Source organism: Streptomyces sp. NPDC088157, from assembly GCF_044741545.1.
In the GTDB taxonomy this organism is placed as follows: Bacteria; Actinomycetota; Actinomycetes; order Streptomycetales; family Streptomycetaceae; genus Streptomyces.
This window is the reverse complement of the sequence record NZ_JBIUSU010000012.1, coordinates 101,656-126,124: the sequence shown is the minus strand read 5'-3', so window position 1 is coordinate 126,124 and position 24,469 is coordinate 101,656. Positions and strand designations below refer to the sequence as shown.

22 protein-coding genes are annotated in these 24,469 nt (G+C 69.1%); 4 read left to right on the top strand and 18 right to left on the bottom strand.

Features of this window, described 5'->3' with window-relative positions; translation table 11 throughout:
- From nuoK to ACIPFH_RS37805, 11 genes are read right to left on the bottom strand one after another with little or no spacing between them, the layout of a single operon-like run.
- The gene (nuoK, locus tag ACIPFH_RS37855) at nucleotides 1-300 is read right to left on the bottom strand and encodes an NADH-quinone oxidoreductase subunit NuoK (protein WP_020130147.1); all 300 of its coding nucleotides are present in this window, start codon (nucleotides 298-300) and stop codon (nucleotides 1-3) included.
- Nucleotides 297-1,139, bottom strand: coding sequence for an NADH-quinone oxidoreductase subunit J (locus ACIPFH_RS37850; RefSeq protein WP_356247315.1), 843 nt, complete (start codon nucleotides 1,137-1,139; stop codon nucleotides 297-299). The genes nuoK and ACIPFH_RS37850 overlap by 4 nt, the downstream gene beginning before the upstream one ends.
- Complete coding sequence (nuoI, locus tag ACIPFH_RS37845; RefSeq protein WP_401833816.1) at nucleotides 1,136-1,777, bottom strand: NADH-quinone oxidoreductase subunit NuoI; 642 nt, start codon at nucleotides 1,775-1,777, stop codon at nucleotides 1,136-1,138. The genes ACIPFH_RS37850 and nuoI overlap by 4 nt, the downstream gene beginning before the upstream one ends.
- On the bottom strand, nucleotides 1,770-3,131 hold the full coding sequence (gene nuoH, locus ACIPFH_RS37840) for an NADH-quinone oxidoreductase subunit NuoH (protein ID WP_401833814.1): 1,362 nt from the start codon (nucleotides 3,129-3,131) through the stop codon (nucleotides 1,770-1,772). The genes nuoI and nuoH overlap by 8 nt, the downstream gene beginning before the upstream one ends.
- On the bottom strand, nucleotides 3,128-5,632 hold the full coding sequence (locus tag ACIPFH_RS37835; protein ID WP_401833812.1) for an NADH-quinone oxidoreductase subunit G: 2,505 nt from the start codon (nucleotides 5,630-5,632) through the stop codon (nucleotides 3,128-3,130). The genes nuoH and ACIPFH_RS37835 overlap by 4 nt, the downstream gene beginning before the upstream one ends.
- Nucleotides 5,629-6,978: an NADH-quinone oxidoreductase subunit NuoF gene (nuoF, locus tag ACIPFH_RS37830; protein ID WP_401833811.1), complete on the bottom strand. Its 1,350-nt coding sequence runs from the start codon at nucleotides 6,976-6,978 to the stop codon at nucleotides 5,629-5,631. Before nuoF ends, ACIPFH_RS37835 begins: the two co-directional genes overlap by 4 nt.
- Entirely contained in the window at nucleotides 6,978-7,850 is an 873-nt protein-coding gene (gene nuoE / locus ACIPFH_RS37825; RefSeq protein WP_356247306.1) for an NADH-quinone oxidoreductase subunit NuoE, read from the bottom strand. The genes nuoF and nuoE overlap by 1 nt, the downstream gene beginning before the upstream one ends.
- Nucleotides 7,847-9,169 carry an NADH-quinone oxidoreductase subunit D gene (locus tag ACIPFH_RS37820; RefSeq protein WP_401833809.1) on the bottom strand — a complete coding sequence of 441 codons (1,323 nt, stop codon included), beginning with the start codon at nucleotides 9,167-9,169 and terminating at the stop codon, nucleotides 7,847-7,849. Before ACIPFH_RS37820 ends, nuoE begins: the two co-directional genes overlap by 4 nt.
- On the bottom strand, nucleotides 9,166-9,930 hold the full coding sequence (locus tag ACIPFH_RS37815; protein WP_356247302.1) for an NADH-quinone oxidoreductase subunit C: 765 nt from the start codon (nucleotides 9,928-9,930) through the stop codon (nucleotides 9,166-9,168). Before ACIPFH_RS37815 ends, ACIPFH_RS37820 begins: the two co-directional genes overlap by 4 nt.
- Nucleotides 9,927-10,481 carry an NADH-quinone oxidoreductase subunit B family protein gene (locus ACIPFH_RS37810; RefSeq protein WP_062640096.1) on the bottom strand — a complete coding sequence of 185 codons (555 nt, stop codon included), beginning with the start codon at nucleotides 10,479-10,481 and terminating at the stop codon, nucleotides 9,927-9,929. Before ACIPFH_RS37810 ends, ACIPFH_RS37815 begins: the two co-directional genes overlap by 4 nt.
- Nucleotides 10,482-10,494: 13 nt before the next feature.
- On the bottom strand, nucleotides 10,495-10,854 hold the full coding sequence (locus ACIPFH_RS37805) for an NADH-quinone oxidoreductase subunit A (protein WP_007383963.1): 360 nt from the start codon (nucleotides 10,852-10,854) through the stop codon (nucleotides 10,495-10,497).
- A gap of 741 nt (nucleotides 10,855-11,595) precedes the next feature.
- Here ACIPFH_RS37805 and ACIPFH_RS37800 point away from each other — a divergent pair.
- The gene (locus tag ACIPFH_RS37800; protein ID WP_356247300.1) at nucleotides 11,596-12,399 is read left to right on the top strand and encodes a C40 family peptidase; all 804 of its coding nucleotides are present in this window, start codon (nucleotides 11,596-11,598) and stop codon (nucleotides 12,397-12,399) included.
- A gap of 994 nt (nucleotides 12,400-13,393) precedes the next feature.
- Here the strand turns inward: ACIPFH_RS37800 and ACIPFH_RS37795 are convergent.
- Nucleotides 13,394-14,689, bottom strand: a complete 1,296-nt coding sequence (locus ACIPFH_RS37795; RefSeq protein ID WP_401833805.1) for a geranylgeranyl reductase family protein — start codon at nucleotides 14,687-14,689, stop codon at nucleotides 13,394-13,396.
- A gap of 97 nt (nucleotides 14,690-14,786) precedes the next feature.
- Here ACIPFH_RS37795 and ACIPFH_RS37790 point away from each other — a divergent pair, with 97 nt between their 5' ends.
- The gene (locus ACIPFH_RS37790; RefSeq protein ID WP_401833803.1) at nucleotides 14,787-15,293 is read left to right on the top strand and encodes a GNAT family N-acetyltransferase; all 507 of its coding nucleotides are present in this window, start codon (nucleotides 14,787-14,789) and stop codon (nucleotides 15,291-15,293) included.
- A gap of 648 nt (nucleotides 15,294-15,941) precedes the next feature.
- The gene (locus tag ACIPFH_RS37785) at nucleotides 15,942-16,256 is read left to right on the top strand and encodes a PASTA domain-containing protein (RefSeq protein WP_401833801.1); all 315 of its coding nucleotides are present in this window, start codon (nucleotides 15,942-15,944) and stop codon (nucleotides 16,254-16,256) included.
- 61 nt (nucleotides 16,257-16,317) lie between these two features.
- On the opposite strand, the gene ACIPFH_RS37780 is transcribed toward ACIPFH_RS37785, so the two are convergent.
- From ACIPFH_RS37780 to ACIPFH_RS37765, 4 genes are read right to left on the bottom strand one after another with little or no spacing between them, the layout of a single operon-like run.
- Nucleotides 16,318-17,013 carry a demethylmenaquinone methyltransferase gene (locus tag ACIPFH_RS37780; RefSeq protein WP_401833799.1) on the bottom strand — a complete coding sequence of 232 codons (696 nt, stop codon included), beginning with the start codon at nucleotides 17,011-17,013 and terminating at the stop codon, nucleotides 16,318-16,320.
- A gap of 32 nt (nucleotides 17,014-17,045) precedes the next feature.
- Nucleotides 17,046-18,428: an acyltransferase family protein gene (locus tag ACIPFH_RS37775; protein WP_401833796.1), complete on the bottom strand. Its 1,383-nt coding sequence runs from the start codon at nucleotides 18,426-18,428 to the stop codon at nucleotides 17,046-17,048.
- On the bottom strand, nucleotides 18,428-20,800 hold the full coding sequence (locus tag ACIPFH_RS37770; protein WP_401833794.1) for a bifunctional polysaccharide deacetylase/glycosyltransferase family 2 protein: 2,373 nt from the start codon (nucleotides 20,798-20,800) through the stop codon (nucleotides 18,428-18,430). The genes ACIPFH_RS37775 and ACIPFH_RS37770 overlap by 1 nt, the downstream gene beginning before the upstream one ends.
- Nucleotides 20,801-20,819: 19 nt before the next feature.
- Complete coding sequence (locus tag ACIPFH_RS37765) at nucleotides 20,820-21,236, bottom strand: hypothetical protein (protein WP_401833792.1); 417 nt, start codon at nucleotides 21,234-21,236, stop codon at nucleotides 20,820-20,822.
- A 307-nt stretch (nucleotides 21,237-21,543) separates the two neighbouring features.
- On the opposite strand from ACIPFH_RS37765, the gene ACIPFH_RS37760 reads away from it, so the two are divergent.
- Nucleotides 21,544-22,590, top strand: a complete 1,047-nt coding sequence (locus ACIPFH_RS37760) for a chitinase (RefSeq protein WP_401833789.1) — start codon at nucleotides 21,544-21,546, stop codon at nucleotides 22,588-22,590.
- On the opposite strand, the gene ACIPFH_RS37755 is transcribed toward ACIPFH_RS37760, so the two are convergent.
- Both ACIPFH_RS37755 and mqnC read right to left on the bottom strand, forming a co-directional pair.
- Nucleotides 22,587-23,192, bottom strand: coding sequence for a hypothetical protein (locus tag ACIPFH_RS37755; RefSeq protein WP_401833787.1), 606 nt, complete (start codon nucleotides 23,190-23,192; stop codon nucleotides 22,587-22,589). The genes ACIPFH_RS37760 and ACIPFH_RS37755 overlap by 4 nt on opposite strands.
- 19 nt (nucleotides 23,193-23,211) lie before the next feature.
- Nucleotides 23,212-24,411: a cyclic dehypoxanthinyl futalosine synthase gene (gene mqnC / locus ACIPFH_RS37750; RefSeq protein ID WP_401833784.1), complete on the bottom strand. Its 1,200-nt coding sequence runs from the start codon at nucleotides 24,409-24,411 to the stop codon at nucleotides 23,212-23,214.
- Between the last annotated feature and the right edge of the window lie 58 nt (nucleotides 24,412-24,469).

The following is a 24,469-nucleotide window of genomic DNA, read 5'->3' as shown; positions in this document are numbered from 1 at the left end:
TTACAGCTTCATCAGGCTGGCGTCGTCGACCGAGGCCGAGTGGCGGGAACGGAACAGCGACACGATGATCGCGAGTCCGACCACGACCTCCGCGGCGGCGACGACCATCGTGAAGAAGGCGATGATCTGGCCGTCGAGATTGCCGTGCATCCGGGAGAAGGTGACGAACGCGAGGTTGCAGGCGTTGAGCATGAGCTCGATGCACATGAAGACGACGATCGCGTTGCGCCTGATCAGCACGCCCGTCGCACCGATCGTGAACAACAGGGCAGCGAGGTAGAGGTAGTTGACGGGGTTCACTTCGACGCCTCCTCGGTCCGCTTCAGGTGCGGCGGCTCGATCGCGGCCCGCTCCAGGCGCTCCTCGGCGCGCCGCTCCAGGGCCTTGAGGTCGTTCAGCGCCTCGGCGGACACGTCCCGGATCTGACCGCGCTCGCGCAGCGTCTTGCTGACCGTGAGCTCCGACGGGGTGCCGTCGGGCAGCATGCCCTGCACGTCGACGGCGTTGTGCCGGGCGTACACGCCCGGCGCGGGCAGCGGCGGAAGGTGCTTGCCCTCGCGGACGCGCTCTTCGGCCAGTTCCCGCTGGGTCTTGGCACGCTCGGTGCGCTCACGGTGGGTGAGCACCATGGCGCCGACGGCGGCCGTGATGAGCAGGGCGCCGGTGATTTCGAACGCGAAGACGTACTTGGTGAAGATGAGGGCCGCGAGGCCCTCCACGTTGCCGTTCGCGTTCGCCTCGGCGAGACCGTTGAACTCCGTCAGCGAGGCGTTGCCGATGCCGGCGATCAACAGGATGCCGAAGCCCAGGCCGCTGACGAGGGCCAGCCAGCGCTGGCCCTTGATGGTCTCCTTCAGGGAGTCCGCCGCGGTGACGCCGACCAGCATCACCACGAACAGGAACAACATCATGATCGCGCCGGTGTAGACGACGATCTGCACGATGCCCAGGAAGTACGCGCCGTTGGCGAGGTAGAACACCGCGAGGATGATCATGGTGCCGGCGAGACAGAGCGCGCTGTGCACGGCCCTCTTCATGAAGACGGTGCACAGGGCGCCGATCACCGCGACCGTGCCGAGCATCCAGAACTGGAAGGCCTCACCGGTCGAGGTGGAGTAGGCGGCGAGCTGTGCGCTCATCGGCCGACCACCTCCTCCGACGTCGGCTCGCCGTCACCGGACGTGGCGGCGGCCTCCTGCGGAACCTCGCCCTTGGAGAGGGCCGGCTGCCGTTCCGTACCCGGCGCGGCCTCGGTCACCAGGCCCCGGTAGTAGTCCTGCTCGTCCGTCCCCGGGTAGATCGCGTGGGGCGAGTCGACCATGCCCTCCTCGAGACCGGCGAGCAGTTGTTCCTTCGTGAAGATCAGGTTGGCGCGACTGGTGTCGGCGAGCTCGAACTCGTTGGTCATCGTCAGCGCGCGCGTGGGGCATGCCTCGATGCACAGGCCGCACAGGATGCAGCGGGCGTAGTTGATCTGATACACGCGCCCGTACCGCTCGCCCGGCGAGTAGCGCTCCTCGTCGGTGTTGTCCGCGCCCTCGACGTAAATGGCGTCGGCGGGGCAGGCCCAGGCGCACAGTTCGCAGCCGACGCACTTCTCCAGGCCGTCCGGATGGCGGTTGAGCTGGTGCCGTCCGTGGAACCGGGGAGCTGTGGTCTTCTCCTGCTCCGGGTACTGCTCGGTCAGCCGCTTCTTGAACATGGCCTTGAAGGTCACGCCGAAGCCGGCCACGGGGTTCTGGAAACCGGGTTTGGTCTCCTTGGGCTCCTCAGCCATCGGACGCCTCCTTTCCATCCTGCGATCCGTCACTCACAGTGTCCACCCCACCACTGACAATGAGCTCCCGTTCCCGGTTCGGCCGGCGCCTGGGCACCGGCGGCAGCTCCTGCCCCGGCAGCGGCGGCACGGGGAACCCGCCGGCCATCGGGTCGAAGCCGGCCGGCTCGGTGGGGGCCTGCGTCTCCTTCCGCGCGTTGCGGAACATGTCCGCGACGAAGGAGAGCAACAGCAGGACCAGGACACCACCGCACACATAGAGGGCGATGTCGGCGAAGTCGTAGTTCTCGTTGCGCAGGGTCCGTACGGTCGCGACGAGCATCAGCCACGTCACCGAGACCGGGATCAGGACCTTCCAGCCGAGCTTCATCAGCTGGTCGTAGCGGACGCGGGGAAGCGTGCCGCGCAGCCAGATGAAGAAGAACAGCAGCAGCTGCACCTTGACGACGAACCAGAGCATCGGCCACCAGCCGTGGTTCGCGCCCTCCCAGAAGGTGCTGATCGGCCAAGGGGCCCGCCAGCCGCCGAGGAAGAGCGTGGTCGACACGGCGGAGACCGTCACCATGTTCACGTACTCGGCGAGCATGAACAGCGCGAACTTGATCGACGAGTACTCGGTGTTGAAGCCGCCGACCAGGTCACCCTCGGACTCGGGCATGTCGAAGGGAGCACGGTTGGTCTCGCCGACCATCGTGATGACGTAAAGGATGAAGGAGACCGGCAGCAGCAGGATGTACCAGCGGTCCTGCTGCTGCTCGACGATGGTCGACGTCGACATCGACCCCGAGTAGAGGAACACCGAGGCGAACGCGGCGCCCATGGCGATCTCGTAGGAGATCATCTGCGCGCAGGACCGCAGACCGCCCAGCAGCGGGTAGGTGGAACCGGAGCTCCAACCCGCCAGCACGATGCCGTAGATGCCGACCGAGGCCACCGCCAGGACGTAGAGCATCGCGATCGGCAGATCGGTCAGCTGCATCGTGGTGCGCTGGCCGAAGATCGAGATCTCGTTGTCGGCCGGACCGAAGGGAATCACCGCGATCGCCATGAAGGCCGGGATGGCCGCGACGATCGGTGCGAGGACGTACACCACCTTGTCCGCGCGTTTGACGATGAGGTCTTCCTTCAGCATCAGCTTCACGCCGTCGGCGAGCGACTGGAGCATGCCCCAGGGGCCATGGCGGTTGGGGCCGATGCGCAGCTGCATCCAGGCGACGACCTTGCGCTCCCAGACGATGGAGAACAGCACGGTCACCATCAGGAAGGCGAAGCAGAAGACGGCCTTCACGACGACCAGCCACCAGGGGTCGTGGCCGAACATCGAGAGGTCTTCAGCGGCGAGGTACGGGCTCATGCCTCCACCTCCTTGGGGGCGTCGGCGGCGAGCGTCGCCGGGCCGATACGGACGAGGGTGCCGGGCGTGGCCCCGGAGTCGGATGCGACGCCCCTGCCGGTGGAGTTCAGCGGGAGCCAGACCACTCGGTCGGGCATCTCGGTGATCGACAGCGGAAGTTCGACCACTCCGGCGGGTCCGGTCACGGCGAGCACGTCGCCGTCCTTGACGCCCGCCTCGGCGGCCGTGGCGGCCGACACACGCGCGCGTGCGGCGTGCCGGGTTCCGGCGAGCGCCTCGTCACCCTGCTGGAGGACGCCCTGGTCGAGGAGCAGCCGGTGCCCCGCGAGGACGGCCTCCCCGGCGGCGGGGCGCGGCAACTGGGCACCCGTCTCCAGGGGGTCGGTCGCCCGGGGACCGTCCCAGGCGCCGAGCCGGTCCAGCTCCGCGCGCGCGGTGCGCAGATCCGGCAGCCCGAGGTGGACGTCCATGGCGTCGGCGAGCATCTGGAGCACGCGCGCGTCGGCGGGAGCCGGGCGGCGTGTCATCTGTTCGGGCTTCAGCGCCGACTCGAAGGAGCGGACCCGGCCTTCCCAGTTGAGGAAGGCGCCCGCCTTCTCGGCGACCGCGGCCACCGGAAGAACCACATCGGCGTGCTCGGTGACCTCGCCGGGGCGCACCTCCAGTGACACCACGAAGCCGGCCTCCGCGAGCGCCGCACGCGCGCGTGCCGGGTCGGGCAGGTCCGCGACCTCGACGCCCGCGACGAGCAGCGCCTGGAGCTCGCCGGACGCGGCGGCCTCGACGATCTGCCCGGTGTCACGGCCGTAGCGGTGCGGAAGTTCGGAGAGTCCCCAGACCGCGGCGACCTCCTCACGCGCGCGTGGGTCGGTGGCCGGGCGACCGCCCGGCAACAGCGACGGCAGCGCGCCCGCCTCGATCGCACCCCGCTCCCCCGCCCGGCGCGGAATCCACACCAGTCGGGCGCCGGTCGCCGAGGCGGCCCGCACGGCGGCGGTGAGACCACCGGCCACACCGGCCAGCCGCTCGCCGACGACGATCACGGCACCCTCGGCCCGCAGCGCCTCGGCGGCCTTGGCGCCCGCGTCCTCCAGACCGACGTTGCCCGCGAGCGCGTCCAGCCACTCCGTCTCGGTGCCCGGCGCGGCCGACAGCAGCGTGCCGCCCGCCTTCTCCAGGCCCCGGGTGACGTGCGTGGCCAGCGAGAACACTTGTTGCCCGTGCTTGCGCCAGGCCTTGCGCAGCCGCAGGAAGACGCCGGGGGCCTCCTCCTCCGACTCGAACCCGACCAGCAGGACCGCGGGCGCCTTCTCCAGGAAGGTGTACGTGACGCCCGTACTGTCGAGGTCCCGTCCGCGGCCGGCCACGTGGGCGGCCAGGAAGTCGGCCTCCTCGCCGCTGTGCACGCGCGCGCGGAAGTCGATGTCATTGGTGTCGAGCGCCACGCGCGCGAACTTGCTGTACGCGTAGGCGTCCTCGATGGTGAGGCGGCCGCCGGTCAGGACACCGGTCCTGCCCCGCGACGCCAGCAGGCCCTGAGCCGCGATCTGCAACGCGTCCGGCCAGGAAGCCGTTACGAGGTCTCCCTCGGCGTTGCGCACCAGAGGCGTTTCGAGCCGGTCCCGCTGCTGTGCGTACCGGAACGCGAACCGTCCCTTGTCGCAGATCCACTCCTCGTTGACCTCGGGGTCGTTGGCGGCCAGTCGCCGCATGACCTTGCCGCGCCGGTGGTCGGTGCGCGTGGCGCAGCCGCCGGAGCAGTGCTCGCAGACCGACGGCGAGGAGACCAGGTCGAAGGGCCGGGAGCGGAATCGGTACGCCGCGGAGGTCAGCGCGCCGACCGGGCAGATCTGGATGGTGTTGCCGGAGAAGTACGACTCGAAGGGGTCGCCCTCACCCGTACCGACCTGCTGGAGCGCCCCCCGCTCGATCAGCTCGATCATCGGGTCGCCCGCCACCTGGTTGGAGAACCGGGTGCACCGGGCGCACAGCACACACCGCTCGCGGTCGAGCAGCACCTGCGTGGAGATCGGGAGGGGCTTCTCGTACGTCCGCTTCCTGCCCTCGAAGCGCGACTCGGCCTGGCCGTGCGACATGGCCTGGTTCTGCAGGGGACACTCGCCGCCCTTGTCGCAGACCGGGCAGTCCAGCGGGTGGTTGATGAGGAGCAGCTCCATCACACCGTGCTGCGCCTTCTCGGCGACCGGTGAGCTGAGGTGGGTCTTCACCACCATTCCGTCCGTGCACGTGATCGTGCAGGACGCCATGGGCTTGCGCTGGCCCTCGACCTCGACGATGCACTGGCGGCACGCGCCGGCCGGGTCGAGGAGGGGATGGTCGCAGAAGCGGGGGATCTCGATGCCGAGTTGCTCGGCGGCCCGGATGACCAGGGTGCCCTTGGGCACGCTGATCTCGGCGCCGTCGACCGTCAGCGTGACGAGATCTTCCGGCGGGACCGCCGCCTCGCCGCCTCCGGAGGGAGCGCTGGTGGTCACCGTCATGCGTTCACCTCCGTGTGCTTGTCCGCCCAGACCGTCGACTTGGCCGGGTCGAAGGGGCAGCCGCGGCCCGTGATGTGCTGCTCGTACTCGTCGCGGAAGTACTTGAGCGAGGAGAAGATCGGCGAGGCGGCGCCGTCGCCGAGGGCGCAGAAGGACTTGCCGTTGATGTTGTCGGCGATGTCGTTGAGCTTGTCGAGGTCGGAGAGGACTCCCTTGCCGGCCTCGATGTCCCGCAGCAACTGCACGAGCCAGTAAGTGCCTTCGCGGCACGGGGTGCACTTGCCGCAGGACTCGTGGGCGTAGAACTCGGTCCAGCGGGTGACGGCTCGCACGACGCAGGTCGTCTCGTCGAAACACTGGAGAGCCTTTGTGCCCAGCATGGAACCCGCGGCGCCCACTCCTTCGTAGTCAAGAGGGACGTCGAGGTGTTCCTCGGTGAACATCGGCGTCGAGGAACCGCCCGGCGTCCAGAACTTGAGCCGGTGCCCGGCTCGCATGCCGCCGCTCATCTCGAGGAGCTGGCGCAGGGTGATGCCGAGCGGGGCCTCGTACTGGCCGGGGGAAGCGACATGGCCACTGAGCGAGTACAGCGTGAAGCCCGGGGACTTCTCGCTTCCCATCGACCTGAACCATTCTTTGCCGTTCTGCAGAATCGCGGGAACCGACGCGATCGACTCGACGTTATTCACCACAGTCGGGCATGCGTACAGGCCCGCGACAGCAGGGAAAGGAGGGCGCAGCCGCGGTTGGCCACGGCGGCCTTCGAGCGAGTCGAGCAGCGCGGTCTCCTCGCCGCAGATGTACGCGCCGGCGCCGGCGTGCACGGTGAGATCGAGGTCGAGTCCGCTGCCCAGGACGTTCTCGCCGAGGTAGCCCGCCGCGTAGGCCTCGCGCACGGCCTCGTGCAACCGCCGCAGAACAGGGACGACTTCACCCCGCAGATAGATGAAGGCATGAGACGACCTGATGGCGTAACACGCGATCACAATGCCCTCGATGAGGCTATGCGGGTTCGCGAAGAGGAGCGGGATGTCCTTGCAGGTCCCGGGCTCCGATTCGTCGGCGTTGACAACTAGATAGTGCGGCTTTCCATCGCCCTGGGGAATGAACTGCCATTTCATTCCCGTCGGGAATCCCGCGCCGCCCCGCCCTCGCAGACCGGAGTCCTTGACGTACGCGATGAGGTCGTCCGGCGACATGGCGAGCGCCTTGCGGAGGCCCTCGTACCCTTCGTGCCTTCGGTAGACGTCCAGACTCCAGGACCGGTCCTCGTCCCAGAAGGCCGACAGCACGGGTGCGAGCAGCTTCTCCGGGCTGCTGCCTTTCAACTCGGGTGCCAAGGTCATCACTCCCCCTCCTCGGCGGTAGGCCCTGCCGGGTGGGCCGGGTCGGAGGCCGACGTGTCCTGCGGCGCGTCGTGCGAACTCAGGTGCTCCGATGGCGACGGCGTGTGCACCGCCCGGTCCTGCGGCTCCTCGTGCGGCCCGCCGTCCCGCGGGTGGACCACGCGCGCGGGTGCGGTCTCTCCCCTTGCCAGGCGAAGACCCACCAGCGACGCCGGTCCCGCACTGCCGCTCGCCTCGACGGCTCCGTCCCGCTCGTCGGGGAAGCCCGCCAGGATCCGGGCGGTCTCCTTGAAGGTGCACAGCGGCGCACCACGTGTCGGCGAGACGGTGTGTCCGATCCGCAGGTCGTCCACCAGGCGCTTCGCGCTCTGCACGGTCTGGTTGTCGAAGAACTCCCAGTTGACCATCACGACCGGCGCGAAGTCACAGGCCGCGTTGCACTCGATGTGCTCCAGGGTGATCTTGCCGTCGTCGGTCGTCTCGCCGTTGCCGACGCCCAGGTACTCCTGAAGCTCTTCGAAGATCGCGTCGCCGCCCATCACCGCACACAGCGTGTTGGTGCAGACACCCACCTGGTAGTCACCGCTGGGGCGGCGCCGGTACATGGTGTAGAAGGTGGCGACCGCGGTGACCTCGGCAGTGGTCAGTTCGAGCACGTCCGCGCAGAACCGCATCCCGGTGCGCGTGACGTGTCCCTCCTCCGACTGCACGAGATGCAGCAACGGCAGGAGCGCGGACCGGGAGTCGGGATAGCGGGCGATGATCTCGCGCGCGTCCGTTTCCAGCCGGGCCCGGACGTCGTCCGGATACGCGGGCGCGGGCAGTTCGGGCATGCCCAGGCTGACGCCCCGCTCGGAAGAAGAGGTGGTCACCGGTCGACGCCTCCCATCACGGGGTCGATGGACGCGACGGCGACGATGACGTCGGCGACCTGGCCGCCCTCGCACATCGCCGCCATGGCCTGCAGATTGGTGAAGGACGGGTCCCGGAAGTGGACCCGGTAGGGACGGGTGCCTCCGTCGGAGACGGCGTGCACCCCGAGTTCGCCCTTGGGTGACTCGACGGCCGCGTAGGCCTGTCCCGGCGGAACGCGGAAACCCTCGGTGACCAGCTTGAAGTGGTGGATCAGGGCCTCCATGGAGGTACCCATGATCTTCTTGATGTGGTCGAGGGAGTTGCCGAGACCGTCGGGGCCCAGCGCGAGCTGGGCGGGCCAGGCGATCTTCCGGTCGGCGACCATGACAGGGCCGGGCTTCAGCCGGTCCAGGCACTGCTCGACGATCCGGAGCGACTGACGCATCTCTTCCAGGCGGACCAGGAAGCGGCCGTAGGAGTCGCAGGAGTCGGCGGTCGGGACATCGAAGTCGTACGTCTCGTAGTCGCAGTACGGCTGCGCCTTGCGCAGGTCGTGCGGGAGGCCGGTGGACCGCAGGATCGGGCCGGTGGCGCCGAGGGCCATGCAGCCGGCCAGGTCGAGATAGCCGACGTCCTGCATACGGGCCTTGAAGATGGGGTTCCCGGTGGCGAGCTTGTCGTACTCGGGAAGGTTCTTCTTCATCTTCTTCACGAACTCGCGGATCTGGTCCACCGCGCCGGGCGGCAGGTCCTGGGCGAGTCCGCCGGGGCGGATGTACGCGTGGTTCATCCGCAGGCCCGTGATGAGCTCGTAGATATCGAGAATCATTTCACGATCACGGAATCCGTAGATCATGATCGTGGTGGCACCGAGTTCCATGCCGCCGGTGGCGATGCACACCAGGTGGGAGGACATCCGGTTCAGCTCCATCAGGAGCACCCGGATGATCTTGGCTCGCTCGGTGATCTGGTCCTCGATGCCGAGGAGCTTCTCGACGGCGAGACAGTAGGCGGTCTCGTTGAAGAAGGACGTCAGGTAGTCCATGCGCGTCACGAACGTGGAGCCCTGGGTCCACGTGCGGTATTCGAGGTTCTTCTCGATGCCGGTGTGGAGGTAGCCGATGCCGCAGCGGGCCTCGGTGACGGTCTCGCCCTCGATCTCCAGGATCAGGCGGAGCACCCCGTGGGTGGAGGGGTGCTGGGGGCCCATGTTGACGACGATGCGCTCGTCGTCGGCGCGGGCCGCGGACTGCACGACCTCGTCCCAGTCGCCACCGGTGACCGTATATACAGCGCCCTCGGTGGTCTCACGGGCGGATGCTGACTGCGTGCTCATGAGTACGACCTCCGCTGGTCCGGAGCCGGGATCTGGGCGCCCTTGTACTCGACGGGGATGCCGCCGAGGGGGTAGTCCTTGCGCTGCGGATGGCCCTGCCAGTCGTCCGGCATCATGATCCGCGTCAGGGCCGGGTGGCCGTCGAAAACGAGCCCGAAGAAGTCGTAGGTCTCGCGTTCGTGCCAGTCGTTCGTGGGATACACGGAGACCAGGGACGGGATGTGCGGGTCCGCGTCCGGGGCGCTGACCTCCAGGCGGATCAGCCGGTTGTGGGTGATCGAGCGCAGGTGGTAGACGGCGTGCAGCTCGCGGCCCTTGTCGTTCGGGTAGTGCACGGCGCTGACGCCGGTACAGAGCTCGAAGCGCAGGGCAGGGTCGTCGCGCAGGGTGCGGGCGACCCGGAGCAGGTGCTCGCGCTCGATGTGGAACGTGAGCTCGTCGCGGTCGACGACCGTCTTCTCGATCGCGTTCGCGGGGAGCAGACCCTGCTCCTCCAGTGCGCCCTCGAGTTCGTCGGCGACCTCGTCGAACCAGCCGCCGTAGGGCCGGTTCGCCGCGCCCGGGAGCCGGACGGAGCGGACGAGACCGCCGTATCCGGAGGTGTCGCCGCCGTTGTCGGCGCCGAACATTCCGCGCTGGACGCGGACCTCCTCGCCGCCCTGGCCACGCTGGCCGGGCAGGTTGGAGGCGGAGAGGTCCTTCTCGGGGTTCACCCCGTTCGAGGATCCGTTCGCGCCGTGGGTGCCGTTCGCGTCGCTCACCGCAGCAGCCCCTTCATCTCGATCATGGGCAGGGCCTTCAGCGCCGCTTCCTCCGCCTCACGGGCCGCCTCCTCGGCGTTCACGCCCAGCTTGGTGTTCTGGATCTTGTGGTGGAGCTTGAGGATCGCGTCCATCAGCATCTCGGGGCGCGGCGGACAGCCCGGGAGGTAGATGTCGACCGGCACGATGTGGTCGACGCCCTGGACGATCGCGTAGTTGTTGAACATGCCTCCGGAGGAGGCGCACACGCCCATCGAGATGACCCACTTGGGGTTCGGCATCTGGTCGTAGACCTGCCGGAGCACCGGCGCCATCTTCTGGCTCACCCGGCCCGCGACGATCATGAGGTCCGCCTGGCGGGGCGAACCCCGGAAGACCTCCATCCCGAAGCGCGCCAGGTCGTAGCGGCCGGCGCCGGTGGTCATCATCTCGATGGCACAGCAGGCGAGGCCGAACGTGGCGGGGAAGACGGACGCCTTGCGCACCCAGCCCGCGGCCTGCTCGACGGTGGTCAGCAGGAATCCGCTCGGCAGTTTTTCTTCGAGTCCCATGGCTAAAGGCCCCTCAGTCCCATTCCAGGCCGCCGCGCCGCCATACGTACGCGTACGCGACGAAGACGGTGAGCACGAAGAGCAACATCTCCACGAGCCCGAAGACACCCAGGGCGTCGAAGGTGACGGCCCAGGGGTAGAGGAAAACGATCTCGATGTCGAAGACGATGAAGAGCATCGCCGTCAGGTAGTACTTGATGGGGAAGCGCCCGCCGCCTGCCGGCGTGGGGGTCGGCTCGATACCGCACTCATAGGCCTCGAGCTTGGCGCGGTTGTACCGCTTCGGCCCGATCAGCGTGGCCATGACCACGGAGAAGATCGCAAAGCCTGCCCCGAGGGCTCCCAGTACGAGGATGGGCGCATACGCGTTCACCGCTCCTCGCTCCTCTCAGTCGGCACTGACTGCTGGCGATGACGTCGGGCTCAGCAGCCCCACAGGTCTCGCGAACCGCACCCGTCCCGGCGAAGATCGCGAACATGTGAAGCAGGTCACAAGCCCAACTGCCTCGCATCTTATGCCCGCCGCTCTGTGATCTGCGACACGGGGTATTACACAAGCTTTGTGATCTCCACCACCTGACGAAGGATCATGAAGTCATATCGACAGTGATCTTCATACGTGAAGCGTCAGAGTGATCACAAGAAGTGACATTTACGCCCGTCACCGCAGGAAACGCGGGTCGTCTCCATATCAAGAGGCTTCCCTTGCATGCAAATTGGCGATGGACGTGGGGCCCTGATAGAGGCGCGCATTCACACATCAGAGGGAGGCGGGGGCGAGGTGTGGACGCGTGCACGCGTTCACGAGCGGAAGCAGTCCCACCGGACGCGCGGGACGCGACGGTTCCGGTGACCGTTCCGTGACCTCCGCCACATTCACGAGAGGCGCCTAAGAAGGGGGCTTGGCCAACGGTCTCCACCGGTGGTAGGCGGCGGGCAATCCGGGCGTATCGACGAAAGTCCATGATCACAGGCTTGATCACCAGCGTCCGCAATGTCCGTTACGGCGTCAATAAAGAACCCGGGTCAGGGAATTTGGGGCACCCATTGAACAACTGTGGCGCAGCACACGTTTCTTGAAGGTATGGAGGAGCCCCTGATACCGGTTGTACCCATGTCCCACACCGCTCACATACGCAGCCACCGGAAACCCCGCCGCAGCGCGTCGACGATCGCGATGCGGGCCGGAGTCGCCAGTGGTGTCCTCGGCACGCTGGCCGTCGCCACAGCAGCCGGCTCGGCCAACGCAGCCGAGCCGGTGACGCAGACGCTCGAACTGCCCGTGCTGACGGGTGACCTGGCCGCCCAGGTCGCGCAGTCCGCTCAGGCCACGCAGCAGGCCGCGGCGAACTACCAGCTTCACGCCGAGCGCGACGCGGCCGCCGCGGCAGCCGCCAAGGAGGCCAAGAAGGACCTCGCCGACGCCAAGGCCGAGGCGAAGAAGAAGGACGAGGCCGCCCGCAAGGCCGCCGCCGAGCGTGCCACGCGCAACGCCGAGCGGACCACGCTCTCCACGACGGCGAGCAGTGGCAGCTCCACCAGCACGAGCAACTCCACGGCGACCGGTTCGGCCGCGGCCGTCATCGCCTTCGTGAAGGCGCAGATCGGTGACGCCTACGTCTCCGGTGGCACCGGCCCCAACTCCTGGGACTGCTCGGGCCTCATGCAGACCGCCTTCAAGCAGGTCGGCATCGACCTGCCGCGCGTCTCGCAGGACCAGTCGACCGCCGGCACCCAGGTGTCGCTGGACAACCTGCTGCCGGGCGACATCCTGTACTGGGGCAGCGCGGGCAGCGCGTACCACGTGGCGGTGTACGTCGGCGACGGCATGTTCGTCGGCGCGCAGAACCCCTCCACCGGTGTGGCCGAGAAGCCGCTGTCGTACGACCCGCCGACCGGCGCGGTACGGGTGCTCTGACGCACCCTGGGCGCCCCTGAGGGCGCCTCGAGCACGCAAGGGCCGCAGCCGCTCGGGGGCAGCGGCCCTTCGGGCTCTGCGGACGCGTCCGGCGCCATGCGCGGGTACACGAACCGCTCTTCCGGCCTGCGCGGGCTCACCAGCCGCCTCCCTGGGCCGCAGACGCGTGAGCGCACCAGCCCGCCTCCTCCGGGCCCGAGGCTCGCGAGAGCCGCACCAGGACGGCTTCCTGGCCCCTGTATGCCCTGGCCCCCTGTAGCCCTGGCCCGTGCAGGCCCGCCGATCGGCTGCCGACGCCCGCCTGCGCGGCAGTCGCTCCACTGGCACCGGGCACGCTCAGGGATACCGGGCCTCCTCACAGGGCAACTCGGGCTTACCCGTTGGCCTCGTGGTGCACTTGGGCATATCCAATGCCCTCATGGCAGGCTCGGGCGTACCCGGCGCACCCTTGGCGCCCTCGGGCGTACCCGGCGCACCCTTGGCGCCCTCGGGCGTACCGGGCGCACCCGGCGCCCTCTTGGGGTGCGCTCAGGCGTAACGAGCGCCGTTGGGGCGTACTTGGGTATATCGACTGTCACCTGGCCCAATCAGGTGTATCGGGTGCCCTCTTGGCGCACTAGGGCATAATGCGCGTCATCGTGACGTACTGGGGCACACGTGGCGCTCTCTTGGCGCACTCGGGTGTACTGCGCGTCATCGTTGCTTACTTGGGCATACCGGGCGGCCCCGTGGCGTGCTCGGGCGCACCTTGCGCTCCCGTGCACAATCGGGCCCACCGGGTGCCCTCGTAGGGGAATCGGGCGTACTGAGAGCTTTTGTGGGGCAATCGGGAGCACCGGGCGCTCTGGTGGCCAGGCGCTCCGCGCTTCGCGCTTCGCGGGGGCGATGGAGCAGGTCGGTGGGGTGGCAGGTCGGCGGTGGGCAGCGGCCGGCGGGAAAGGGTCTTCGCGCGCCGGGCCGCCAAGGACACCGTGGTGAAAAGCGCCTGGCGTGGTCAGGCCTTCGGGGCCACCTTGCTCAGGCCGTTGATGATCCGGTCCATCGCGTCGCCGCCCGTGGGGTCCGTCAGGTTGGCGAGCATCTTCAGGGTGAACTTCATCAACAAGGGGTGGGTCAGGCCGCGCTGGGTCGCGATCTTCATGACCTTCGGGTTCCCGATGAGCTTCACGAAGGCGCGGCCCAGCGTGTAGTAGCCGCCGTAGGTGTCCGCGAGCACCTGCGGGTAGCGCTGGAGGGCCAGTTCGCGCTGGCCGGGGGTGGCGCGGGCATGGGCCTGGACGATGACGTCGGCGACGAGCTGGCCGGACTCCATGGCATAGGCGATGCCCTCGCCGTTGAAGGGGTTCACCAGGCCGCCGGCGTCGCCGACCAGCAGCAGGCCCTTGCTGTAGTGGGGCTTGCGGTTGAAGGCCATGGGAAGGGCGGCACCGCGGATCGGGCCGGTCATGTTTTCGGGGGTGTAGCCCCAGTCCTCCGGCATGGACGCGCACCAGGCCTTGAGAACCTCGCGCCAGTCGAGCTCCTTGAAGGAGGTGGAGGTGTTCAGCACGCCCAGACCGACGTTCGACGTCCCGTCGCCCATACCGAAGATCCAGCCGTAGCCGGGCAGCAGACGGTCCTCGCCCGGGCCCCGGCGGTCCCACAGTTCCAGCCACGACTCCAGGTAGTCGTCCTCGTGGCGCGGAGAGGTGAAGTAGGTGCGGACCGCGACGCCCATCGGGCGGTCCTCGCGGCGGTGCAGGCCCATCGCCAGCGAGATGCGGCTGGAGTTGCCGTCGGCGGCCACCACCAGCGGGGCGCGGAAGGTGACTTCGCGCTTCTCCTCACCCAGCTTGGCGTGCACGCCGATGATGCGGCCGGTGCGGTCGTCGAGGATCGGGGCGCCGACGTTGCAGCGCTCGTACAGCCTGGCGCCGGCCTTCTGGGCCTGGCGGGCGAGCTGCTCGTCGAAGTCGTCACGCTTGCGGACGAGTCCGTAGTCGGGGAACGAGGCGAGATCCGGCCAGTCCAGCTGGAGGCGGACGCCGCCGCCGATGATGCGCAGGCCCTTGTTGCGCAGCCAGCCGGCCTCCTCGGAGATGTCGATACCCATGGCCACCAGCTGCTTGGTGGCACGCGGGGTGAGGCCGTCACCGCAGACCTTCTCGCGCGGGAACTCGGTCTTCTCCAGGAGGAGTACGTCGAGTCCGGCCTTGGCGAGGTAGTACGCGGTCGTGGAGCCGCTCGGCCCCGCGCCGACGACGATCACATCGGCGGTGTTTTCGGAGAGGGGCTCGTTCACGACGGTCACGGCGGGATCTCCCCAAGTTCGGAATCTTCGTGCCGGCCGGCACTGGACATGGGCAGTCTATTCAGCAGAATTGATCAACCGGCTGAAGGGCTGCCCCGTGAACCGAGCTCTCCCCGTCGTACGGCTGCGTGTCCCCACGGACGAGGACGCTGTCACCTGGCACCGGGTCTTCGACAACCCGGACGTGATGGAGTTCCACGGCGGACGCTCCGCGGAGCTGTCCGCCTACGAGGAGCTCACCGCCCGCCAGCGCCGGCACGACGCGGAGCGCGGTTTCTGCCTGTGGACGATGCTGGACCGGGACGACCGGGTCATCGGGTTCACGGGCGCCCAGCCGTGGCCCCAGGAGTGGGGCCCCAAGGGCGAGATCGAGATCGGGTGGCGGCTCGGGCGGGAGTACTGGGGGCGGGGATATGTGACGGCGGCCGCGCAGATGACCCTGGAGCGGGTGCGGGCGGCCGGGGTGACCGGGGTGGTCGCCATGGTCGACGCGGGCAACGCACGATCCATCGCCGTCACGGAGCGGCTGGGCATGCGGCTCGCGGAGGTCTTCACGACACCGGAGTCGAAGCGGGAGGGGCGCTGCTACCGCCTCGCGTGGTGAGGGATGCGGCCTGGCCAGCGCCCCGCGGGGTGACGGGTGCGGTCCGGCCCGCGCCGCGCGTGGTCACCGCTGCCGGAGGGCGCCTCGCGTGATGACGGGTGCCGGAGGGCGCCTCGCGTGATGACGGGTGCCGCCCGGCCCGCGCCGCGCGTAGTGAACGCTGCCGCCCGGCCCGCGCCTCGCGTGATGACGGGTGCCGGCCGGCCCGCGCCGCGCGTAGTGAACGCTGCCGCCCGGCCCGCGCCTCGCGTGATGACGGGTGCCGGCCGGCCCGCGCCGCGCGTAGTGACCGCTGCCGCCCGGCCCGCGCCTCGCGTGGTGACGGATGCGGTCCGGCCCGCGCCGCGCGGGGTGACCGCTGCCGGAGGGTGCCTCGCGCGCTGACCGCCGCTACCTGGCCGGTACCGCGCGCGGTGACCCGCATCGCCGCCCACCCCAGCCGTCCCCACCCCGAGCATCCCCACCCGGCCGCCCCCACCCGGCCGCCCCCACTCGGCCGTCCCACCCCTTTGCCGTCCCGTGTCGTGACCTTGCGTAGTCGTTGGCTACAGAAAGACACCTGGTGCTTCCGGACGACACCCCCGGCCGGTTACCCTTCCAGTACCGCTGGGGGTGACATCTGTGTTCATACCACCCAAAACACCCGACGTGCGCGTGCCGAGGTTCGTCGGTCTGATGGCCGTGGACGCGCGCGAGGCGGCTGTGGCGCAGGGCGTGCTGCTGGCCGCACCGGACCGGCCCGAGTTCCACCGCGCGGTCGTCGACTACGTGGTCCGGCAGTATCCGCCACCCGGTGTCGACGTGCCGCGCGGGACCGTGGTCACCGTGTGGTTCGACTTCGGCGAGGGGGAGGGCGGCGGAGGCGCGGGCGTGCGCGAGCCTCGGCTGCCCAGGCCGGGCGGGGGTGGGCTGCAGCGCGAGCTGGACCGGCCGGGACATCCCTTCGAGGCGATCACCGGGTGACGGCGAGCGTGACGGTGACGGCGGCGTCGAGGAACGGCCGACACCCGGTCCGCACCGCGTCTCAGGCTTCCTTGAAGCCCCGGTGCAGGGTCACCACGCCGCCCGTCAGGTTGCGCCAGGCGACCTTCGACCAGCCGGCCTTGCGAAGGTGCTCGGCGAGGGCGGGCTGGTCGGGCCAGGCGCGGATGGACTCGGCGAGGTAGACGTAGGCGTCCGGGTTCGAGGAGACCGCACGGGCGACCGGGGGGAGGGCCCGCATCAGGTACTCGGTGTAGACGGTCCGGAAGGGCGCCCAGGTCGGGTGCGAGAACTCGCAGATCACGACACGTCCGCCGGGTCGGGTCACCCGGTACATCTCACGCAGGGCCGCGTCGAAGTCCTGCACGTTGCGCAGGCCGAAGGAGATGGTGACGGCGTCGAAGACGTCGTCCTTGAAGGGCAGCCTCGTGGCGTCCCCGGCCGTGAACGGCAGCCAGTTGTGGTTCCTCTTCCCGACCTGGAGCATGCCGAGGGAGAAGTCGCAGGGGACGACATAGGCGCCGGTCTGCGCGAAGGGGAGGGAGGACGTCGCCGTGCCCGCGGCGAGGTCCAGCACCTTCTGGGCGGGACGGGCGTCGACCGCCCTGGCGACCTCCTTGCGCCACCTCCGGTCCTGTCCGAGCGACAGGACGTCGTTGGTCAGGTCGTACCGTTCCGCCACGCGGTCGAACATCGAGGCGACTTCGTGGGGCTGCTTGTTCAGGGAAGCACGGGTCACCCGCCCATTGTGGCAGCCCCGACCTCACCGCCTCACGGCAGGAGCCTCGGCTTCTTCCGTGCCGCGACGTCCTCGACCCACCCGCAGAGCAGCACGAACACCGCGATCAGCAGCCAGCCCACACCGAACATGAACCACTGGCTCTCCAGCGGCAGGTACGTCTCGAACGCGGGGACGTCCCAGAACCGGTCGATCAGCGGCACGGCCAGGATCAGGGCGATCTCGTGCCAGAGGTAGATCGTCACCGCGCGCGCGTTGAAGACGGTGACGATCCGGTTCGTGCGCCGGAAACGGGTGAGCCAGGCGAAGTCGATCCCGAAGTACGCCTTCGCCCACATCAGCAGCATGACGAAGCCCGCCGACCAGAAGGCCTGCGCGAGGGGGTCCTCGTCGAGGTCGTAGGTGCCGAACTCGGCCTGGTGCGTGAGGGCATACCAACCGCCGAACCCGATCGCCGCGAGCGACACCACGACCACCAGGGCGGGCCTCATCCGCTGGAGGACGCCGTCGCGGTGCGCGAAGCCGAGCATCCAGCAGAAGAGGTACGTCGACAGGTCCCACATCGCGGTGCCGACGCGGTTGTCCGGACCCGCCCATACGAACGTCAGCACCAGGATCGGCGCGAGGGAGAGCGCCAGCACGGGTACCGGGGCGAGCCGGAACAGCCGTAGCAGAAGCGGGGAGAGCAGGACGAACCAGAGGTAGGTCCGCAGGTACCAGAGGATCTCCCAGGCCTGCTCGCCCCAGGCGTTGCCCGGCGGATCGCCCAGCGGCACGACCCAGTAGACGATCTCCCAGCCCGGCATCCAGTCATGGACCAGCATCGCCAGGACGACGAAGACGCCCCAGAACCAGAAGGGGGGAAGGAGCCGGCGGAGGCGGCTCCTCACCACCTTCGGAGCCGGACGCTCCAGGGACTTCGCCATCAGGGAACCGGCCAGGCCGAACATGATCCCCATGGAGGGGAAGACCATGCCGGCCCATGCCCAGCCGAAGGTGTGGTACGCGACGACGCGGATGAGGGCGAGGGCGCGGAGGGTGTCGAAATAGCGGTCCCGCTGGGGCGCTTCGGGCTTGGGCGTGGGCGGGATCTCCTCCGCCGACGTCGGCGCCACGTCCTCGCCGGCGGGAGCCTCGGGCTCCGCAACGGGCCCCGGACCGGGTTCCACCCCGGGCAGGGGCGCCGTCTGCTCGACGACAGCGCCCTGCCCGTGGTCCCCGTACCCCTGCGGATACGGCAGTTGCTGGGGATACGGCCCCTGCTGGGCGTACGGCTGCTGTGGCGCGTACGGCTGCCGGCCGTGCCCGTACCCCTGCCCTTGGTCGTACCCCTGCGGGAAGGGCTGCTGATACGGCTGCTGCCCGTAGCCTTGCTCGTAGTCCTGCCCGTACCCCTGCTGCTGGTCCCAGCTCATCAGCTCACCCCGGCCGGGGTGCCGACCTCTCCGGTGCGCTTCAGTTTCTGCCAGCGCAGGCGGCCGCCGGTGAGGGCGGTGATGCAGGAGTGGATGAGGACGAGGTACATCATCTGGCGGTAGGCCAGTTGCTGGAGCGGCATCATCAGCAGGTAGCGGTACTTCTCGCGGTCCAGGCGGAAGGCGTAGGCCGCGCAGCCCAGTTGGACGCCGAGTACCGCCAGCCAGGCCAGCAGGGCCGCCTGGAAGTCGACGAAGATCATCGAGTAGACGGTGAACACGTCGATGAGCGGGGCGAAGACCGGCGTGACGATCTGGAAGAGGACCACGAGCGGCATGCCCACCCGGCCGAAGCGTCCCGACGGACCCTTGTCGGTGAGGGACTTGCGGTGCTTCCACAGCGCCTGCATGGTGCCGTAGGACCAGCGGTAGCGCTGGGACCACAGCTGCTTCAGGGAGCCGGGCGCCTCCGTCCAGGCCTTGGCGTGCTCCTGATAGACGACCTGCCGGCCCGCGCGGTGCATCGCGATGGTGATGTCGGTGTCCTCGGCGAGGGTGTCCTCGCTCATGCCGCCGACCTCCAGCACGGCGTCGCGACGGAACGCGCCGATCGCACCGGGGATGGTCGGCATGCAGCGCAGCAGGTCGTACATGCGGCGGTCGAGGTTGAAGCCCATCACGTACTCGATGTGCTGCCAGGCGCCGATGATCGTGTCGCGGTTGCCGACCTTGGCGTTGCCGGCGACCGCGCCGACGTTCGGGTCGGCGAAGGGCTGCACGAGCTGGTGCACGGCGTCCGGCTCGAAGACCGTGTCTCCGTCCATCATCACGACGATGTCGTAACCGGCGCTGCGGACACCGTTGTTGAGGGCGGCCGGCTTACCCGCGTTCTCCTGCCGGATGACACGGACGTTCGTCATGCCGAGGGCCCTCGCCGCCTCGCGCGAGATCTCGGACGTGTCGTCCGTCGAACCGTCGTCCACGACGATGATCTCGATCGGGTGGGTGCTCTTCGCCAGGGACTTGAGGGTGTTGGCGATGCACTCCTTCTCGTTGTACGCCGGGACGATCACGCTGACCGGCCGGGTGACGATCGGCCCCCAGCTGAAGCGCCGTTTGTTGCGCTTTCTGTAGTGACGGCGGGCCAGGATCAGCATCATCCCGAACCGGCCCATGACGGCCACGCCGACGATCATCAGCCCCACCGACAGCGTCGGGACGGTCCACTCGGCGAGGGTGACCGCCGCGATGAGGGCCTTGCCCTCGTAGAGGGTCACGCCGGTGGCCTCGCGGTGAGCGGCCTGAAGGCGGTTGATGGTCCCGCCGGTCCCGCCGACAGCGCCGGTCCCGGCCCCGCCCTCGCCGTTGGGCAGGGTGCCGCGCTGCTCGCCGGTCGCCCCCTGGGTCCCCGCCGTCCCCTCGGTTCCCGTGGCCCCGGTATCCGTGCCGGTGCCGGTGCCGGTCGCGCCCGTGGCCTGCTGCCGGGCCGCGGCGTTCTGCTCCTGCATCACGCCGCTGATGGTGGTGAAGGTGTAGCCCGCGGCCTTCATCCTCTTGATGTACGTCGGCAGCGCCTTGATCGTCTGTGAGCGCTCGCCGCCCGCGTCGTGGAAGAGCACCGACGCGCCCTTGCCGTCCTCCGGCGTGGCCCACTTGATGATCTTCGAGACGCCCGGCTTCTTCCAGTCGTCGCTGTCCGTGTCGACGAAGACGCTGGTGTAGCCGTCCTCCCCGAGCTTCTCGTAGATGGGCCAGCTGTAGTTGTCGATGGCGTCCGTCTCGGAGGAGTACGGGGCTCGGAAGAGCGTCGTCGTGATGCCGGCGGCGCCCGCGAGCGCGAGCTGGGTCTGCTCCATCTCCCGGTCGACGCGGGCGTCGGACTGGTAGGAGAGGTCGACGTGGGTGAAGGTGTGGATGCCCACCTCGTTGCCCTCCTCGACCATGTCCTTCACGATGCTCGGGTAGCGCGACACCATCGAGCCGACCAGGAAGAACGTGCCGGGCACGTCGTACTTCCGGAGGATCTCCAGCACCTGGGGCGTCCAGGTCGGGTTCGGGCCGTCGTCGAAGGTCAGCGCGATCGTCTTGTCCGGCACCGAGACGGTGGTGGCCTGGCCGCCCTGGAAGGTCAGGATCGGACCGCCGTCGAGGACCTTGTCGGGCACCTTGCCGGCACCGGCCCCGGTGCGCACCCGCTGGTCCCCGCCGACCTCGGCGCGCAGATAGCCGTCGAGGAGCATCACGCTGGTCAGCGCGAGCAGAAGCAGCAGGGCGAGGATGACACGCGGTTTCTGAAGCGCCGCGGCCTTGCCCGCGGCCCGCGACATGCGGGTGGGGGCGCGGCGGCGGCCGCGGGAGGTGGTGGTCGTCATGGAAGTGGCTGCGCTCCGGTCAGTTGGCGGCCGCGGAGGCGGTCGCGGTCGCGGTCGGGGCGGAGCTCGGCGGCTCGCCGGTGGCGACGCCCGTGGGCGGGGTGCCGGTGGGCCTCGAGGGCGGGGTGCCGACACCGCCCTGCGGCTGGAAGCCGCCGGGGCCCGAGTTCTGGGAACCCCGCGGGCCTCCGTTGCCGAACGGCAGCAGCGAGGACGGGGTCAACGAGGTGCCCCAGCCCATGAAGGCGGCGCCGAGGACGACGGCGTACACAAGACAGCCGACCCCCAGGAGGAGACCGATCCGGCGCAGCAGCTTGGACCTGCGTCCGGAGTTGTCAACGAACACGGGCCCCTCGGCGGAGGCGTCGTCACGTTTGCGGCTGCGACGGCTGCCGCGAGCGGCGGCACGGCTTTCGATGGCAGGCTCGGATTGCATTCCACGGATATTAGAGAGCCTTTATGTGGCGCAAACTCTGCACTGCTTGTGAGAGGCCCATGAGAAACACGTGAACCTGTCTCTTCCCTGAGAGATCCCCGAATCCCCTGCGCGACGCACACCCATCATGGGAGGGTTGATTATCCCTTTTGGGCGGATGCATATCACCTTTTGCGCGCTTACCTCCATGTACTGTCTGTGTGCCCACTGTTCCCGCGCGATCCGCCCACATGTGAGACATTTCCATTTCGGAAACGCGCTTTGTTTCCGTGCTGAGACAGAAATCACGAGAGCGGGTGCATACGCAATGAGGAGTTTCCTGATGCCGATGGCCGGGGTCACCTGCCTGTTTGCCCTGGCCGTTACAGGATGCTCCGCGGGTTCCGGCAGCACGTCGGACGCGGCACCACCCGCGGAGAGCGAACAGGCCGACAGTCCCTCACCATCGCCCAGCGCCACATCATCGAGTACCGGCACCTCCTACGCGCCGTACGTGAGCGCGGTGGAGGCCGACGGCAACGACTCGGCCGGCTCGCCGACGACGTACAACCTGGCGTTCGTCATCTCGAGCGGCAGCGGCTGCACGCCGAAGTGGAACGGTACGAACGCCATCGGCGACTCCGCGGTGAAGTCCCGTATCTCGGCGCTGACCGAGTCGGGCGCCACGGCGCGCGTCTCCTTCGGCGGGGCCTCGGGCAAGGAGTTGGCGGCCACCTGTGACAGCGCGTCGGAACTCGCGGAGGCGTACGGCGACGCACTCGACGCGGCGGGCTCCACCCAGGCCGACTTCGACATCGAGGGCGACGAACTGACCGACTCCGCCTCGGTCGCCCTGCGTTCCCGGGCGATCGCCGCGCTCCAGGCGGAGCGCCCGGACCTGGAGGTCTCCTTCACCCTCCCGGTGATGCCCTCCGGGCTGGACTCCGACGGCCTGGCGCTGCTGGCGTCCGCGAACAAGTACGACGTCCAGGTCTCCACCGTCAACCTCATGACGATGAACTACGGCGAGTCGTACGCCGGCGACATGGGCGGGTACGCGATCACCTCGGCGACGGCCGCGCAGGGACAGCTCAAGAAGGTCTTCGGGACGACGGACGCCGGCGCGTGGAAGGGGATGGCGCTCACCTCGATGATCGGCACCAACGACGTCGACAACGAGACGTTCTCGCTCTCGGACGCGGCGCAGGTGCGGACGTTCGCCGAGGAGAAGGGCATCTCGTGGGTGTCCATGTGGTCGACGTTCCGCGACCAGCAGTGTGAGGACGGCTCCGCCACGGACGACGCGTTGACCAACTGCAGCGGGGTCGAGCAGGAGGACGGGGCGTTCGCGGAGGCGTTCTCGGAGCAGGGCTAGCGTCGTCGGTGGACGAGGCGGCCGTCCACCACCGTGGCCACGCACGTGCCCGCGCCGCGCTCCGCGAGCTCGGCCTCGTCCCGAACGTCGAACACGGCGAACCGGGCCGCGGAGTGCCACTCACGTGGGGACGCGAACACCACTGGCAGCCCGGCGGCGTACGGGTCGAGCGCGGGTGTCCCACCGGGGCGCCCGAGCCGGCCCAGAACCGCCAGACCGGAGCGGTGCACGGCGTCCCGCACCGCACGGTTGCGCAGTTCCTCGCAGGCCGCCCCGACCGTGCCGTGCGCCAGCATGCGCTGCACCCCGCGCCGCACGCTCGCGCTCCAGCGGACGCCGTCCATGTCGAGCGCCGCCAGCGCGTCCCCGGTCAGCGGTGCCTCGCCCAGCAGGTCGGCCTCGCGCGGGTCCGGGTGATACGCCTCCTCCAGCAGCTCGTTGCCGTGCGGGTTGATCAGCCCGGGCGTCAGGATGCCGGGCCACCGCCGCACCCGCGCCGACGGATACGCGACGACGAGCTCCTCCGGTGACCCGGCGTCGGCGATCCAGGCGCCCTGGACGGCGAGCGCCCGGCCCCTGGAGTCCGCGTGGATCGTCAGCATGCGAAGGCCGGTTCGGAGACTAGTTGGAAGCGAGGAGCTTCAGCTCGGGGTGGGCCGTGCCGCCGGCGATCGCGGTCGACGAGATGTGGGACATGACCCGCTCGTCCACCGGGTCGTTCGCCGGATCGTCGTGCACGAGGAGGTGTTCGTACGTCGTCGCGCGCTGGGCCGGGACGCGGCCCGCCTTCCGGATCAGGTCGATGATCTCGAGGCGGTTGGAGCGGTGCTTGGCGCCGGCCGAGGAGACGACGTTCTCCTCCAGCATGATCGAGCCGAGGTCGTCCGCGCCGTAGTGCAGGGAGAGTTGGCCGACCTCCTTGCCCGTCGTCAGCCAGGAGCCCTGGATGTGCCGGACGTTGTCGAGGAACAGGCGGGCGATCGCGATCATCCGCAGGTACTCGAAGAGGGTCGCCTGGGTGCGGCCCTTCAGGTGGTTGTTCTCGGGCTGGTACGTGTACGGGATGAACGCCCGGAAGCCGCCGGTCCGGTCCTGCACGTCACGGATCATCCGCAGGTGCTCGATGCGCTCGGCGTTGGTCTCGCCGGTGCCCATCAGCATGGTGGACGTCGACTCGACGCCCTGCCCGTGCGCGATCTCCATGATCTCCAGCCAGCGCTCGCCGGACTCCTTGAGCGGGGCGATGGCCTTGCGGGGCCGGGCGGGGAGCAGTTCGGCGCCGGCGCCTGCGAAGGAGTCGAGGCCGGCGGCGTGGATACGGGCGATGGCCTCCTCGACCGACACCTTGGAGATCCGCGCCATGTGCTCGACCTCGGACGCGCCCAGCGAGTGGATCACGAGCTGGGGGAACGCCTCCTTGATGGCGGCGAAGTGCTTCTCGTAGTACTCGACGCCGTAGTCCGGGTGGTGCCCGCCCTGGAACATGATCTGCGTACCGCCGAGTTCGACGGTCTCGGCGCACCGCCGCAGGATGTCCTCGAGGTCGCGCGTCCAGCCCTTGGCGGTGTCCTTCGGGGGCGCGTAGAAGGCGCAGAACTTGCACGCCGTGACACACACGTTCGTGTAGTTGATGTTCCGCTCGATGATGTACGTGGCGATGTGCTCGGTCCCCGCGTACAGACGGCGGCGTACGGCGTCGGCGGCGGCGCCGAGCGCGTGCAGCGGGGCGTCACGGTAGAGGTCGAGGGCCTCTTCCGGGGTGATCCGCCCGCCGTCCGCGGCACGGTCGAGCACAGACTGGAGGTCGGCCTTCTCGGGCACCGGAGCGTCCCTTTCGTCAAGGGTTGTGGACAGACCGAACCAGCCTACGCCAGGCGTC